Annotated in this window: 16 protein-coding genes; 3 read left to right on the top strand and 13 right to left on the bottom strand. The window is 57.9% G+C overall.

All coding sequences use genetic code 11. The features are described 5' to 3' along the window. Positions 1 to 110: 110 nt before the first annotated feature. Positions 111 to 1,019 (bottom strand): fructokinase, encoded by a 909-nt coding sequence (mak, locus tag IAE50_RS23700; RefSeq protein ID WP_124969501.1) that lies wholly within the window; start codon positions 1,017 to 1,019, stop codon positions 111 to 113. 99 nt (positions 1,020 to 1,118) lie between these two features. On the opposite strand from mak, the gene rdgC reads away from it, so the two are divergent. Further along, complete coding sequence (rdgC, locus tag IAE50_RS23695; protein ID WP_023478948.1) at positions 1,119 to 2,030, top strand: recombination-associated protein RdgC; 912 nt, start codon at positions 1,119 to 1,121, stop codon at positions 2,028 to 2,030. Positions 2,031 to 2,107: 77 nt separating this feature from the next. Here rdgC and ppnP read toward each other — a convergent pair whose 3' ends face one another. From ppnP to IAE50_RS23670, 5 genes are all read right to left on the bottom strand, one after another. Then, positions 2,108 to 2,392 (bottom strand): pyrimidine/purine nucleoside phosphorylase, encoded by a 285-nt coding sequence (ppnP, locus tag IAE50_RS23690; RefSeq protein WP_023478933.1) that lies wholly within the window; start codon positions 2,390 to 2,392, stop codon positions 2,108 to 2,110. A gap of 86 nt (positions 2,393 to 2,478) precedes the next feature. Then, positions 2,479 to 3,159, bottom strand: a complete 681-nt coding sequence (locus tag IAE50_RS23685) for an AroM family protein (RefSeq protein ID WP_200581496.1) — start codon at positions 3,157 to 3,159, stop codon at positions 2,479 to 2,481. A gap of 224 nt (positions 3,160 to 3,383) precedes the next feature. Beyond that, positions 3,384 to 3,575 carry a protein YaiA gene (gene yaiA, locus IAE50_RS23680; protein WP_034812321.1) on the bottom strand — a complete coding sequence of 64 codons (192 nt, stop codon included), beginning with the start codon at positions 3,573 to 3,575 and terminating at the stop codon, positions 3,384 to 3,386. A gap of 50 nt (positions 3,576 to 3,625) precedes the next feature. Further along, positions 3,626 to 4,150: a shikimate kinase AroL gene (aroL, locus tag IAE50_RS23675; protein WP_042712192.1), complete on the bottom strand. Its 525-nt coding sequence runs from the start codon at positions 4,148 to 4,150 to the stop codon at positions 3,626 to 3,628. A gap of 214 nt (positions 4,151 to 4,364) precedes the next feature. Further along, positions 4,365 to 4,826: a YaiI/YqxD family protein gene (locus IAE50_RS23670; RefSeq protein WP_023478951.1), complete on the bottom strand. Its 462-nt coding sequence runs from the start codon at positions 4,824 to 4,826 to the stop codon at positions 4,365 to 4,367. A gap of 130 nt (positions 4,827 to 4,956) precedes the next feature. On the opposite strand from IAE50_RS23670, the gene proC reads away from it, so the two are divergent. Further along, entirely contained in the window at positions 4,957 to 5,763 is an 807-nt protein-coding gene (gene proC / locus IAE50_RS23665) for a pyrroline-5-carboxylate reductase (RefSeq protein WP_042712193.1), read from the top strand. Between the two features lie 37 nt (positions 5,764 to 5,800). On the opposite strand, the gene IAE50_RS23660 is transcribed toward proC, so the two are convergent. From IAE50_RS23660 to IAE50_RS23635, 6 genes are all read right to left on the bottom strand, one after another. Then, positions 5,801 to 7,324 (bottom strand): FAD-dependent oxidoreductase, encoded by a 1,524-nt coding sequence (locus IAE50_RS23660; protein ID WP_200581495.1) that lies wholly within the window; start codon positions 7,322 to 7,324, stop codon positions 5,801 to 5,803. 178 nt (positions 7,325 to 7,502) lie between these two features. Next, positions 7,503 to 7,823: a phosphate starvation-inducible protein PsiF gene (psiF, locus tag IAE50_RS23655; protein ID WP_023478946.1), complete on the bottom strand. Its 321-nt coding sequence runs from the start codon at positions 7,821 to 7,823 to the stop codon at positions 7,503 to 7,505. Positions 7,824 to 7,913: 90 nt separating this feature from the next. Beyond that, positions 7,914 to 9,329 carry an alkaline phosphatase gene (gene phoA, locus IAE50_RS23650; RefSeq protein WP_200135742.1) on the bottom strand — a complete coding sequence of 472 codons (1,416 nt, stop codon included), beginning with the start codon at positions 9,327 to 9,329 and terminating at the stop codon, positions 7,914 to 7,916. A gap of 101 nt (positions 9,330 to 9,430) precedes the next feature. Next, positions 9,431 to 9,691 (bottom strand): anti-adapter protein IraP, encoded by a 261-nt coding sequence (gene iraP / locus IAE50_RS23645; protein WP_042712200.1) that lies wholly within the window; start codon positions 9,689 to 9,691, stop codon positions 9,431 to 9,433. A gap of 191 nt (positions 9,692 to 9,882) precedes the next feature. Further along, positions 9,883 to 11,079 (bottom strand): multidrug efflux MFS transporter, encoded by a 1,197-nt coding sequence (locus IAE50_RS23640; protein WP_200581494.1) that lies wholly within the window; start codon positions 11,077 to 11,079, stop codon positions 9,883 to 9,885. Between the two features lie 170 nt (positions 11,080 to 11,249). Further along, positions 11,250 to 11,933, bottom strand: a complete 684-nt coding sequence (locus IAE50_RS23635; RefSeq protein ID WP_200581493.1) for an extensin family protein — start codon at positions 11,931 to 11,933, stop codon at positions 11,250 to 11,252. A 105-nt stretch (positions 11,934 to 12,038) separates the two neighbouring features. On the opposite strand from IAE50_RS23635, the gene ddlA reads away from it, so the two are divergent. Beyond that, complete coding sequence (gene ddlA, locus IAE50_RS23630; RefSeq protein ID WP_200581492.1) at positions 12,039 to 13,139, top strand: D-alanine--D-alanine ligase; 1,101 nt, start codon at positions 12,039 to 12,041, stop codon at positions 13,137 to 13,139. A gap of 3 nt (positions 13,140 to 13,142) precedes the next feature. Here the strand turns inward: ddlA and IAE50_RS23625 are convergent, their stop codons facing one another. Then, positions 13,143 to 13,361: a DUF2754 family protein gene (locus IAE50_RS23625; protein WP_200581491.1), complete on the bottom strand. Its 219-nt coding sequence runs from the start codon at positions 13,359 to 13,361 to the stop codon at positions 13,143 to 13,145. Between the last annotated feature and the right edge of the window lie 205 nt (positions 13,362 to 13,566).

Genomic DNA, 13,566 nt, shown 5'->3' with positions numbered 1-13,566 from the left:
TCACCGCATAAGAGGTCAATGAAACCCCACCACGTATGGTGAACGGAACCCTTCCACCAATGCCACATACCAGGCCCATTGCCGGATGGCGCGTAAAACGCTTATCCGGCCTATTCCCCCTGCGGCCAGAGCCACGCCGCGCCGCGTACGCCGCTGGAATCCCCGTGCAACGCTTTGCGGATCGGCGTTTCACACTCGCCGCCGAAAACCCACTTCTGCATCAAACCCGGTACCGTCTGGTACAGACGATCGACATTACTCATCCCGCCGCCCAGCACGATCACATCGGGATCGAGGATATTCACCACATGCGCCAGCGACTTCGCCAGCCGCATCTCATAGCGGCTCAGCGCCAGCTCGGCAACCGCATCCTGCTCGTTCACCAGGCGAATAATCTCGTTGCCCTTCAACGCCTGGCCGCTCAGGCGCTGGTAATCGGTGCCAAAGCCGGTACCGGAGATAAAGGTCTCAATGCACCCCTGTTTGCCGCAATAGCAGGGCACTTCATTGCGATAACGCAGCTCATCCTCATCCATCCACGGCAGCGGATTGTGCCCCCACTCGCCCGCCGTACCGTTAGCGCCGATATGCGAATGGCCGTTGAGCGCAATGCCCGAGCCGCAGCCGGTGCCGATAATCACCGCAAACACCGTCTGCGCGCCCGCTGCCGCGCCGTCGACCGCTTCCGACACCGCCAGGCAGTTGGCATCGTTCGCAAGACGCACTTCACGATTAAGGCGCTGGCTTAAATCTTTATCAAAGGGTTTACCGTTGAGCCATGTGGAGTTGGCGTTCTTCACCACCCCGGTATAGGGCGAGATAGAGCCCGGAATACCCATGCCGACCGTGCCGCGCTGGCCGGTCTCTTTTTCCGTTAAGTCGACCAGCGAAGCGATAAGCTCAATGGTCTGCTGATAGTCGCGCGGCGTCGGCTGCCGATGGCGGAACAGCGTCTCGCCGCGCTCGTCCAGCGCAATAATCTCTGTCTTTGTACCACCCAAATCGATACCGATACGCACATCAAACTCCTCGTAGTGGACCACGCATTAGCAATGCAAGCGCGGCGACAATTCGCTATTATGCCCGCTGCATTTAACGACAAGGCCGTGGAAAAAATCATGCTGTGGTTCAAAAATTTAATGGTATACCGTCTCAGCCGCGATGTGGCGCTCCGTGCGGAAGAGATGGAAAAACAGCTCGCCCCGCTCTCGTTTACGCCATGCGGTAGTCAGGATATGGCGAAAACCGGTTGGGTTCCACCGATGGGCTCACACAGCGAAGCGCTGACCCACACCAACAACGGCCAGATTATTATCTGCGCGCGCAAAGAAGAGAAAATCCTGCCGACGCCGGTAGTGAAACAGGCGCTGGAAGCGAAAATCGCCCGCCTCGAAGCCGAGCAGGCGCGCAAACTGAAAAAAACCGAAAAAGATGCGCTGAAAGATGAAGTGCTGCACTCGCTGCTGCCGCGCGCCTTCAGCCGCTACAGCCAGACGATGATGTGGATCGACACCGTCAACGGCCTGATTATGGTCGACTGCGCCAGCGCAAAAAAAGCGGAAGATACGCTGGCGCTGCTGCGTAAAAGCCTCGGCTCTCTCCCGGTCGTACCGCTGACGATGGAAAACCCGATTGAGCTGACGCTCACCGAATGGGTCCGCTCCGGCACCGTGGCGCAGGGTTTCCAGTTGCTGGACGAAGCCGAGCTGAAAGCGATGCTAGAAGATGGCGGCGTGATCCGCGCGAAAAAGCAGGATCTGGTGAGTGACGAAATCGCTGTGCACATTGAAGCGGGCAAAGTGGTGACCAAGCTGGCCCTCGACTGGCAGCAGCGCATCCAGTTTATGATCTGTGATGATGGCTCGGTAAAACGCCTGAAGTTCAGCGATGAACTGCGCGATCAGAATGAAGATATCGATCGGGAAGATTATGCCCAGCGTTTCGATGCCGATTTTATTCTGATGACCGGCGAGCTGGCAGCACTGATTCAAAATCTGGTGGAAGGTCTGGGCGGCGAAGCCCAGCGCTAACGATTTTAGCGACTCACTTTCACAGGCCCGGTCAGCGCAGCGCTACCGGGCTTTTTTGTCGCCGGATGGCGCAAGCGTTACAGATAGCGGCAGAGATAGGCACTCGGCTCGGCGACCTGCAGATGGAATTCGCTGTGGCCCGGGACATTGAACACTTCGCCGGCGGCGTGCCTTTTCCATTCGGTTTCGCCTGGCAACAGCACATTCAGCGCGCCGCTGACCACCGTCATCTCTTCCGGCTGCGCGGTGGAGAAGGTGTACTCCCCTTCCATCATCACGCCGACGCTGGCGCGGCCGGTGCTGCTGCTGGTAAACCCAATGGACTTCACTTTACCGGAAAAGTATTCATTACTTTGAAGCATAAACAGGCCCTTATAGAGAAATGACTGGAAAACCACTATAGAGGCCGGGCTTAAGTGATGTCACGCGAAATTGCGCCGTTCTGCGGCTATACCAGCAGTTCTGAGGCCAGGCGCGCCACCAGCACATTGGAGAGTAAAACCGGGACATCCAGCGCTTTTTGCAGCAGATCGCGATGCAGTTGGTGGAAGCCAAGGCAGTCGAGCATCAGCACATCGGCACCGCGTTCCAGCAGTGCTTTTCCGGCATCAATCAGCTCCGTCTCGCTCGCCTGGTAGGGGTGGCAGAGTTCATACAGCGGCTCTTTTTCCAGCACCTGCCACTTCTTCTTCTGCGGTGCCATCAGTTCAGGCACCGGTACAATCACACCGACCTGGTGACCATCAACAATCGAGGCAACCAGCGGGGGAATGATGCGCTGCGGTTCAATCAGGATGGCATTTCGCGCGTTTAAGCCGCGGATATCGGCGGTGCTCATCAGCAGAATGACGTCATACGTCCCCTGGTTATCGAGCACTTCGATCACGCTTTGCAGATCGCGCTCCACCTTCTGGCGCGAAACCATGCCGAGGCTGTCATCGCTCAGACGCGTCGGGATGGCGGTCTCGCCGGGTTCTACGCAATAATCGATACGAACTTGTGCCGGGTCCATCTTCCCCAGCAGGCTGACATGGGTGATTTGATCTTCTGAAACATGCTCTGCCAGAAGCGGCAGGATCTCTTTTACCGGCACCACACCTATGGTGAGGATCGCCAACGTCGCACTCATTTTCGCTTTCCGCCTTTCAAAACTGCTTTTAGTTATGATTCTCTGCACAACAACCGACGGAGGATGGAGCACCGCCGCCGTGTAAAGAGAATGTGCCACTCCTGTGTTCTAATAAATTCCAGTAACAATGAATATAAACAGTGACTGGCATTAAGCCAGTCAAAAAATGTGATGCAAGCGACTTTCTGAAAGGTTCAGGAAATCATGCTGGCGGGATCGCCGGATTAGCTTTTATCGGGATCCTCGTAACGCTTTTTCGCATCCAGCGCTTCCTGCTCCGAGGGGTGTTCGCTGATCAATGAGTCCGGTTTCGGATGATCCGCGCGCAGTTCATACCAGGTGACAGTCGCGTCGCTGGGTCCCTTCTCAACAGCTACAACACGGGCTTCACGCGGATAGGGCGGTTTAGTCGGCATAGCTTATTCTCCTTTTGCAGTTAGAGAGATAAGTATAGTCAAACGTTTCGCTAACTGGCGCGCGCCAGCTGTAAAGCCGCCTCAATTTCTGCCACCACCGCCAGCGGCGGCTGCGCGGCATCGACCACAAAGTGTGCCGCATCGCGGTAAAGGGCATCGCGGGTGGCGAGCACTTCGCTCACCTCTTCGCTGATCGGCTTCCCGGTCAGAGTCGGACGCAGCCCCTCTTGCGGAAAGGCTTCCAGCCGCCCTGCCAGCACATCGACCGGCGCACAAAGGTAAACCACGCGCCCATGTTCACGCATAAAACGGCGGTTATAGTCGCTGAGAATAATGCCGCCGCCGGTGGCGACGACCAGAGCGGGTTCGGTCACGGCTTCAAGTGCTGCCGTTTCGCGGGCGCGAAAACCGGCCCACCCCTCCTGCTCTACGATTTGCGCAACGGTCTGCTGCGCCTCTTCCTGCAACCAGCTATCGGTATCGATAAACTGAAAGCCCTGTGACAGCGCCAGCGCCCGGCCAACAGTGGTTTTACCGCAGCCGCGTGCGCCGATGAGAAAGATGGGTAGCGTCATGAGCAGGTTGTTCCTCCAGGCCCCCGGTTGGGGGACAACAATAAGATGGCGATGATAGCACTAAACCAACGGCGCGTGCTGCGTAAGAGTAACGTTACACACTCCCAATTTTGCGCGAGAGAACGTTCTGGCGCAGCCGTTAGGACTGTAAAGTTTCTGTGGCATCACCTGTAGCGGCAACCTTACTGGAAGTGATAAAAACTGACAAGCCCGGTTACGGCGTCTGGCGGCGCTGGCGCTCAAGCAGCCACTTATCGAGCTGGGCGGCAAACTGCTGGCGATCGCGCTGCGAGAGGGAGTCCGGGCCGCCGGTCTGGATGCCGCTGGCGCGCAACGTATCCATAAAGTCGCGCATGGTCAGCCGCTCGCGGATGGTCGCTTCCGTGTAGCGCTCACCGCGCGGGTTAAGCGCTGCCGCCCCTTTTGCTATCACCTCCGCCGCCAGCGGAATATCAGCGGTGATTACCAGATCATCCGGCGCGCAGAGGCGTACGATTTCGTTATCGGCAACGTCAAAGCCTGCTGGCACCCTAAGTGCGCGGATCACCTTAGAGGGCGGCACGCGCAGGTTCTGGTTAGCGACCAGCGTTAACGGCGTCTGTGTCCGCTCCGCGGCGCGAAATAAAATCTCTTTAATCACATTCGGACAGGCGTCCGCATCAACCCATATCGCCATGGTGACTCCTTTTTGTTTCGGCGCATTGTCCCTTTAATTGCCCGCCGGGGAAAGCAGAGATCCTTTCGCCCTCGCCGGAAAAGCGCGTTAAGCTATGAATCACATGCAATAACAAGCAGAGAGGGACGTGATGGAAAAGAAAATCGGTTTTATCGGCTGCGGTAACATGGGTAAGGCGATTCTCGGCGGGCTGATCGCCAGCGGCGAGGTGAAACCGGGGCAGATTTGGGTTTACACGCCAACGCCTGATAAGGTCGCCGCCCTGCAACAGGAGTATGGCATTAACGCCGCGCAGAGCGCGCAGGAAGTCGCGCAGATCGCCGATATTGTCTTTGGCGCCGTGAAGCCGAACATCATGGTGAAGGTGCTTAGCGATATCGCCTCCAGCCTGAACAAAGAGACGCTGGTGGTCTCCATCGCGGCGGGCGTAACGCTCGATCAGCTGGCGCGCGCGCTGGGCCACGACCGTAAAATTATCCGCGTGATGCCGAACACCCCCGCGCTAGTTAACGCCGGGATGACCTCCATCACGCCGAACGCGCTGGTTACCTCCGAAGATACCGCCGATGTGCTGACCATTTTCCGCTGTTTTGGCGAAGCGGAAGTGATTGCCGAAGGGATGATCCACCCGGTCGTCGGCGTCAGCGGCTCGGCTCCGGCGTATGTGTTTATGTTTATCGAAGCGATGGCCGATGCCGCCGTGCTGGGCGGCATGCCGCGCGCGCAGGCCTATAAATTTGCTGCGCAGGCGGTAATGGGTTCGGCGAAGATGGTGCTGGAAACGGGTAAACATCCTGCCGAGCTGAAAGATATGGTCTGCTCGCCGGGCGGCACCACCATCGAAGCGGTGAAAGTGCTGGAAGATAAGGGCTTTCGCGCCGCGGTGATGGACGCGATGGCTGCCTGTATGGCGAAGTCGGAAAAACTGAGCGCGTAAAAGGCAGCGCCACGGCGATAAGACCGTGGCGCGAACGTTACGAGAGGGGTTCGCTGGCCGCACGCATGGTCAGCGGCTCCTGCATTTTCAGCACCAGCTCCGCCGTGGCGGTGTTCTCGCCGCAGCTCAGCACCGCTTTCAGCATTCCCTCCTGGCCGTAGAGCACAGCAAAACGTTTATTCTCAAACGAGCCCAGCATCTTCATGCTGTCCCATTCGCGGGCATAGCCGAGGTATTCAAAGCGCGTGCCGAAGTGGGTAGTCCAGAAAAAGGGTACCCGATCGAAAGGCTGTGATTCCCCGAGCATATTGAACGCCGCAATGCGCCCCTGCTGCTGCGCAACGCGCCAGTGCTCAATGCGTCGAGGCCCTTCCGGTGCCGGATAGGTGGCGATATCGCCCACCGCCCAGATATCGGGCGCGGCGCGCAGATACTCATCCACCGTCAGGCTACCATCCTCTTCGTGGGGCAGATCGCCCACCAGATCGGTCGACGGCTCCACGCCGGTAGCAAACACCACCACATGCGCCGGGATAGTGCGACCATCTTTCAGCGCCACGCGCTGCACGTGCTTATCGCCCTGCAACTCCGCTGGCTCGCCGGTCACAAATTTGACGCCATTCTGCTTATGCAGCTGCATAAAGTGACGGCCAATCTCTTCGCCGAACTGCGGCACAAACGGCAGCGCGTGGCGCGACAGGACGGTGACATCGACATCCTGGTTACGCAGCGCCGCCGCCAGCTCCATGGCGATAAAGCTGTTACCAACGATCACCAGTTGTTGCTCATCTTCCACTTCACTCAGCAGCGTCTGCGCCTGGTGGATATCACGCAGCACATGCACGCCCGCCAGTTGGTTGCCGCCGATTTCTGGCCAGACCGGGCGTCCACCGGTCGCCAGCAGCAGTTTGTCGAAGGTAATTTCGCGCCCGTCGGCGAGCGTTAGCTGATGTGCTTCGGCATCAAGCTTTGTCACCTCTTGATCAATGTTTTCCACCCCCGGCTGGGCATAGAACGCTTTATCCAGCAGCTGCGGCACTTCGCTGATCTTCATCTTGCCTGACGGCACAAATTTGCTCAGCGCCGTGCGGTCATAGGGCGCTTCGCTCTCTTTATCAATCAGCATCAGATGGCCGTTAAACCCGGCGTCGCGCAGCGTCACCGCCGCCGAGCTACCGGCCGCGCCGGTCCCGAGGATCACTATCGTTTGCGGCCCGTCGCCGCGAATGGTGTTGTGATTGGTCGGCGAGAGCGGGCGCGGGTTAACCAGTACGCGGTTCTGCTCAATATGCACCGGATACTGCTTCAGGTTTTGCAGCGCCAGCGGCTCGCACCACTCGCCGTTGGTGATATCAAAGTTAGCTTTATGCCACGGGCAGACCAGCCGCCCGTCGCACACCGCGCCCTGCTCAAGCGGCGCACCGGCATGGGGGCAGCGGCTCTGGAACGCGCGCACCTGGGTTAAAGTGCGGATGAGGATAAGCGAGGTGCCATCGACATCGAATTTCACCGGCTGGTTTTCCGGCAGATCGTTCAGGTCGGTAACATATTGATAATTCATTACTCTTGCTCCCGTATTGGTGTGGCAAAACGGGCGTAACGTCTGGCGACGTACACTCGCAAAGGAAAAAAAGACAACACAGCTCACAAATTAAGCCTGGCAGAGATTAAGCGGGGAGCAACACAGCGGCAGAAAGGCGTTGAGTAGGCGGGCGCGATGTACGCCCGCGCGGGGAGGATTACGCTGCTTTTTTCAGGCAGGCGCTCATAAATTTACTGCGGTCATCGCCTTTCAGGGATTGCTGCGTCGCCTGGGCGTTGCATTCGCGCATCCGCTGCTGCTGCGGTGTCAGGCTTTTTTGCCCCGGCTCGGTTTTGGTGTTCTTCAGGCAGTCGCTCATGTAGCTCTTGCGCGCATCGCCGCCAAGGTTCTGCGCCTTAGCCTGCTGGTTGCAGAGCGTCATACGTTGTTGTTGCGGGGTCAGTGTTTTCTCGGCGGCGCTTAACGCCGTCATAAACAGCACACCGAAGATAAGAGTAACGAGGAGTGTGATTTTCATAGCGCCATCCTTCTGTCAATGAACCCTTTAAGGATGGTCCTAATTGGCGAAAAAACCACCCGGCAGCAAACATTTACCGCCGGGCAGCCCTTACTTGAGGCTCAGCGCCGCTTTCATGGTGTAGAAGAGATCGGTCTGATCCGTCAGCCCCACCACGTTCGCCGCATGCGGGCCGTACGCCGCAATGCGCACCTGCGTGCCGGTATGCTCCATCGACTCCTCTTCCGAGTTGCCGTAGGTCATCGCCATTACTGCGCCATCTTTGGTGGTCAACGCCTGGCTCAGTCCCGGTGCTTTGGTATCTGCCGGAATGATCTGGCTGGCATGGGCGTGGTCTGCGGTGACGATCACCAGCGTATTGCCATCTTTACGCGCAAACTCCAGCGCTTTCTGTACTGCTTCGTCGAGATCGACGGTTTCGCCAATCTGGCCGCACGGGTTGGCCGCGTGATCCTGCTTATCAATCGACGCCCCTTCCACTTGCAGGAAGAAGCCCTTCTCATTTTTGCTCAGCAGTTCAATCGCTTTTTCCGTCATCGCCGCCAGCGTCGGCACGCTGTCGGTGCGTTTCGGGTTCGGCGTACAGGTCACGGCAGGCTTATCCAGGTTGCCATGCAGAGAGGCTTTTGGCCCTTCCCAGCGCACCGGCATATTACCGTCGGCGAAGAGACCGAGCAGCGGTTTATCCTGATTAGCTGTACTGATTGCCGCAAGCGAGGCGGCATCGTTTACCAGCTGGTAACCGCGCGCCTGCGCCTGCTCGCGCAGAGTTTTGCCCTGCCACTCACCGGCGGTGGCGGTTTCACTGAAGGTTTTTGCCCCGCCGCCGAGCGTCACGTCCGGGCGCGCGTTCAGCAACTGTTCGGTAATCGAGCCTTTGCCGCCCTTCTCCAGCGCGTTAAGCGCACACTTCTCGCTGGTTACGGTCGGGCCGTAACAGCGGCGAGAGATAACATGGGAGATCAGCGCAGCAGGCGTCGCGTCCTGCAATTCCGCGGTGGAGACGTCGCCTGTCGCCAGACCGGCGGCTTTTGCCATCTCAAGGATGGTCATATGATCTTTGTCATGGATATCGACGCCGAGCGCGCCGTTATAAGTTTTTACGCCGGTGCTCCACGCCGTCGCCGAGGCGGCGGAGTCGGTGACGTAATCGGGCTTACCGCTTTTTTTGTCCAGCGAGTAGTGGGTGTATTGCCCGGTCAGCGGCAGCGCATCGATACCCTTAAAGAAACCGCCCGCCCCTTCGGCATAATTTCGCGCGGCGGTAATTTCGGAATCGCCCATGCCGTCGCCAATCAGCAGAATAATATTTTTGGCTGGCTTGTCATTCAGGGAATCACGCAGGGCAGCAGTCTGGTCGCCCGTCAAACGGCGTGCGCCGCCTGGCGCGGAAATATCGCCGTGAGCTGCGCGGCTTTCAAGAACCGGCGCTACAGATGATTCTGCATAAATAGCAGGCGAGGAAAGCAGGGATAATAGTGCAAGATATAACGCGCTCTGTTTCACTTAATATTCTCCATGTACAAATACTTAAAGAAAATAAAACAGAGCGACTATAGGCAGCCCAGATGACAGTGAGATGACAGATGTTACATGCTAACGCGGGGTCAACTGCGTGGGTGCCTTAAAAGCTTTTTTACGTATTGTTGCAGCAGCTCAGAGTCTCTGGATAAGGCTTCATCGCCCGGCAGAGCCTCTGCCAGCGCGCCTTCAACGCTCAGGATCAGCGACTGTTGCTCCGAGGCCGCCATCTGGCGCAGCAGCGCGGTGACGACAATTTCCAGCGCTTCAACCTGGGCGACCAGCTCCTTCGACTCCTCCTCCTTTTCCGCAAGCTTGACCAATAACTCAGCAATGAGATTTTTCATGGCGCTATTTCCTTTTGAGATGTTGCATGAAGTTAGCACTCGATTTAGTAGTTGCAAAGGAGATGCATCTATTATTTTTGCGCATTAATTCACACTGTTAGTAAGGTCATTAGGGAAATAACGGCGTCGCGGGTTGCGAAGTATATAGAGAACCAGGATGCGCAGGCCGGAGATCTATTTCCGGCCTGCGTTTAGCGTGGTTGCCGCACGCGGCGAAATGCGCGTGCCAGCTGTATCAGGTTAATCAGCACTACCACCGCCGTGGCGGCGAAGACCCAGCGAAAGCCAGCCATCGCCGAGACCGAGGCACCCATCAGCGGGCCAGCAACGTTACCGAGGTACATAAAGGATTGGTTATAACCAAAGATGCGTCCGGTGACCTGCTCGCTGGAGTACTTCAGCAGCAGCGTCTGCACGGCGGGCAGCATCGCGCCATCGGCAAAGCCGAGCAGAAAGCGCAGAATCCCAAGCTGCAATGGCGAGGTGACAAACGACATGGCGAAGAAGAGCACAATCGCGCAGGCGAGCGTTGCTAACAGAATGCGCGAGGTGCCGATGCGATCGCCCAGTTTGCCAAGCCTGGGCGCCGAGAGCAGCGCCGACACGCCGGGAACCGCGGCGATAAGCCCGCTAAGAAAGGCGATATTGGCGGTATCGGGCGACAGTGACTGGACAAACAGTGCGAGGATCGGGCCAATCGAGCCGTTACAGAGCTGGATCACCATGGTGGTGACAAAGAGGCTGATCACCAGCGCCGGATAGGGCAGCGTCGAGAAGACCGCTTTGCCGCTGAGCCGCTCGCCCTTCTTAACCTTCGGCCTGCCCCCCTCTTTAATCAGGAACAGCGTCACCAGGAAGCTCACCATCAGCAGCATCGCGGTGATGATAAACACCGTGCGCAGGCCTAAGTGGTCAGCGAGAAAACCGCCCATCAGCGGGCCGCCGATCACGCCGCTGATCTGCGCCGTGGAGAGCGTGCTGAGCGCCCAGCCGCTGCGCTCGCGCGGCACCTGCGAGGCGACCAGCGCCATGGCATTAGGAATATAACCGGAGGTGAGCCCCATTACGCCGCGCAGCAGAAGCAACTGCCAGACGTTAGTGGCGAAAGCCTGCAGCAGAATGGCGATCGCCATCCCCAGCGAAGCGCGCAGCAGCATCAGCTTGCGCCCTTTGCGGTCCGCCAGGCTGCCCCACATCGGCGAGACAATCGCCGAGATAAGGAAAGTGATGCTGAAGGTTAGCCCTGCCCACATCGACAGCGCCTCATGCGAGGTCACCCCCAGTTGCGCCACGTAGAGCGGCAGAAACGGCAAAATCTGGCTGATGGCAAGCCCGGTAAAAAAGCAGCCGAACCAGACCGAGATAAGATTGACCTTCCAGGATTCCATAAATACGCGTAATCACTCAGGTTTTGAAAAACGGCGCATAGGGTAGCAAGAATGCGCCAGCGATAAGTTACCAGATATGCGCTTAGCCACACTTTGGAGTTTTATCTCTCAACCCACGCCGAATGGCGCAGGCGCGCGGAGAAAAACCGTAAATGCTAAGCGCGATATGCTTAGCGACAGAGGCCGTAGCCGCGCATGCCGAGATGGAAATGGTCCGCGTGCGCGGCGTTATACTCCGGCCCGAGGCCATTGCCGTAATACCCGCAGCTGGCACTCAGCATTGCACGCAGCCAAGGCTGAGTGCGCGTCTGCCGCCAGCCGCGCAGGACAGAAACCTGCTCGCCATTCGCCAGCCGGAAAGCGCTGATATCGAGCGCTTCCGCGCTGGCATGTTCGCTGCGCCGCGCATCCGCACGGTTGTAGATATTGCGGCAGGCGTAGCTGCCGACGTGATCGATACGCGTTAAGGCGCTGCCCATCATCGTTTGGCTTAATGGCCGCGCCTGCTGCTCGACAAACAGCGCCGAACTGAGCGCCAGCGGGCAGCTCGCCAGAAAGCTGCTGCTCAGCTTCACGGCACCGAAATCTTTTACCCGCACTACGTTGGTTAACGGACAGTCGCCGCCGCTGTCCGCCACCGCGACGGAGGAGATAAGCCGCTGCTGATTCGCCTGCTTCAGCAGCGCGGCGCAATCTTCAGGCGTTAAACGCCGCAGTTTGAACTGGGTGATGCGCCCCGGTGGATCGCTCAGCTGAAGCGGGGCAAAAGGGTTGTACCACGCTGGCAGCGCGCGGTAGCCCGCATAGACGCCGCCGATAAGAATAGCGATTACGATCAGGCTCTTCCCGCTCACCTCTCCTCCTCTTTTTTTCTCCAGACATTATGGCAGAAGGCCGCGAATCGTGCGTTTTGACGTGATATCGTATGGGTTTTCTCATCAGTGTGAGTGATTGTTGAAATGGCAAAACTGCGGGTAGGGGTCGTCTTCGGCGGCAAATCGGCGGAGCATGAAGTGTCGTTACAGTCGGCGAAGAACATTGTCGATGCGATGGATACATCGCGCTTTGAAGTGGTGCTGCTGGGTATTGATAAATCAGGGCAGTGGCATATTAGCGATGCGCAGAACTATCTGCAAAACGCCAGCGATCCGGCGCGTATCGCGCTGAATCCGTCGGACAACAGCGTGGCGCTGGTGCCGGGCGTCGCCGAACAACAACTGATTGCGGCAGATAACCGCTCGCCGCTGCCGAATGTTGATGTCATTTTCCCGATCGTTCACGGCACGCTCGGTGAAGATGGCTCCCTGCAAGGGATGCTGCGCCTTGCCAACCTGCCGTTTGTCGGCTCCGATGTGCTCGCGTCCGCAGCCTGCATGGATAAAGACGTCACCAAGCGTCTGCTGCGCGATGCCGGTCTGGCCATCGCGCCGTTTATCACCCTGACGCGCGCCAACCGCGACAGCTTCAGCTTTAGCGACGTGACCGCGAAGCTCGGCCTGCCGCTGTTTGTTAAACCCGCCAACCAGGGTTCATCCGTCGGCGTCAGCAAAGTAACCAACGAAGCGCAGTATGCTGACGCGCTGCGTCTGGCCTTTGCTTTCGACAAAAAAGTGGTGGTGGAGAAAGGGATCGTCGGGCGCGAGATCGAGTGCGCGGTGCTGGGCAATGATGAGCCGCAGGCCAGCACCTGCGGTGAAATTGTGCTGAACAGCGAGTTCTACGCTTACGACACCAAATACATTGACGATCAGGGTGCGCAGGTTGTGGTGCCGGCCGCCATCGATCCCGAGACCAACGAGAAGATCCGCGCGATCGCCATTGAGGCGTATAAGACGCTGGGCTGCGAAGGGATGGCGCGGGTGGATGTGTTCCTGACGCCGGACAACGAGGTGGTGATCAATGAGATCAACACCCTGCCCGGTTTCACCAATATCAGCATGTACCCGAAACTGTGGCAGGCGAGCGGCATCAGCTATAGCACGCTTATCACCCGCCTGATTGAGCTGGCGCTTGAGCGCCACCAGCAAAGCAGCGCGCTGAAGATCTCAATGCAAGAGTAAGCGTTACTCGGTACTTTCCGTCGCCTCATTTTGCGCGGGGCGGCGGATAATCAGCCCCGACAGCCAGAACCCCACCAGCCAGGTCACCAGCCCGACGGCATAGGTTTGCCACCCTTTAGCTTCAAATCCCATCAGCCCGACCACGCCATTGAGAATAAAGATCAGGCCGATCGCAAACGCGTAGTAGTGCCAGTCACGGCGAATTTTCTCAGGCAGCTTCATGACAACTCCAGCAGGTAAAGGGCGCATCATCGCACAGCGCGCGGGTTGAGAGTGTGTGCTGTGCGGTAATTCCGAAATGTTACTGAAATAATTAATACGTTACAAAAATGTGATGACTCACAAAAAACGCTTCCCTGGGATCCTTCCCGCTCCGAAATTATCACCATTCTGATGTTGACAAAGCGTGACTGGTGCCAAACTAACC

The organism is Kosakonia sp. S42 (assembly GCF_016624785.1).
Classification (GTDB): Bacteria; Pseudomonadota; Gammaproteobacteria; order Enterobacterales; family Enterobacteriaceae; genus Kosakonia; species Kosakonia cowanii.
This window is presented reverse-complemented; position numbering and strand designations above follow the sequence as displayed.

Excerpts from the sequence above, each read along its gene's own strand:
- rdgC (WP_023478948.1), top strand. The coding sequence starts at position 1,119 with ATGCTGTGGTTCAAAAATTTAATGGTATACCGTCTCAGCCGCGATGTG.
- ppnP (WP_023478933.1), bottom strand. The coding sequence starts at position 2,392 with ATGCTTCAAAGTAATGAATACTTTTCCGGTAAAGTGAAGTCCATTGGG.
- IAE50_RS23685 (WP_200581496.1), bottom strand. The coding sequence starts at position 3,159 with ATGAGTGCGACGTTGGCGATCCTCACCATAGGTGTGGTGCCGGTAAAA.
- yaiA (WP_034812321.1), bottom strand. The coding sequence starts at position 3,575 with ATGCCGACTAAACCGCCCTATCCGCGTGAAGCCCGTGTTGTAGCTGTT.
- aroL (WP_042712192.1), bottom strand. The coding sequence starts at position 4,150 with ATGACGCTACCCATCTTTCTCATCGGCGCACGCGGCTGCGGTAAAACC.
- IAE50_RS23670 (WP_023478951.1), bottom strand. The coding sequence starts at position 4,826 with ATGGCGATATGGGTTGATGCGGACGCCTGTCCGAATGTGATTAAAGAG.
- proC (WP_042712193.1), top strand. The coding sequence starts at position 4,957 with ATGGAAAAGAAAATCGGTTTTATCGGCTGCGGTAACATGGGTAAGGCG.
- IAE50_RS23660 (WP_200581495.1), bottom strand. The coding sequence starts at position 7,324 with ATGAATTATCAATATGTTACCGACCTGAACGATCTGCCGGAAAACCAG.
- psiF (WP_023478946.1), bottom strand. The coding sequence starts at position 7,823 with ATGAAAATCACACTCCTCGTTACTCTTATCTTCGGTGTGCTGTTTATG.
- iraP (WP_042712200.1), bottom strand. The coding sequence starts at position 9,691 with ATGAAAAATCTCATTGCTGAGTTATTGGTCAAGCTTGCGGAAAAGGAG.
- IAE50_RS23640 (WP_200581494.1), bottom strand. The coding sequence starts at position 11,079 with ATGGAATCCTGGAAGGTCAATCTTATCTCGGTCTGGTTCGGCTGCTTT.
- ddlA (WP_200581492.1), top strand. The coding sequence starts at position 12,039 with ATGGCAAAACTGCGGGTAGGGGTCGTCTTCGGCGGCAAATCGGCGGAG.
- IAE50_RS23625 (WP_200581491.1), bottom strand. The coding sequence starts at position 13,361 with ATGAAGCTGCCTGAGAAAATTCGCCGTGACTGGCACTACTACGCGTTT.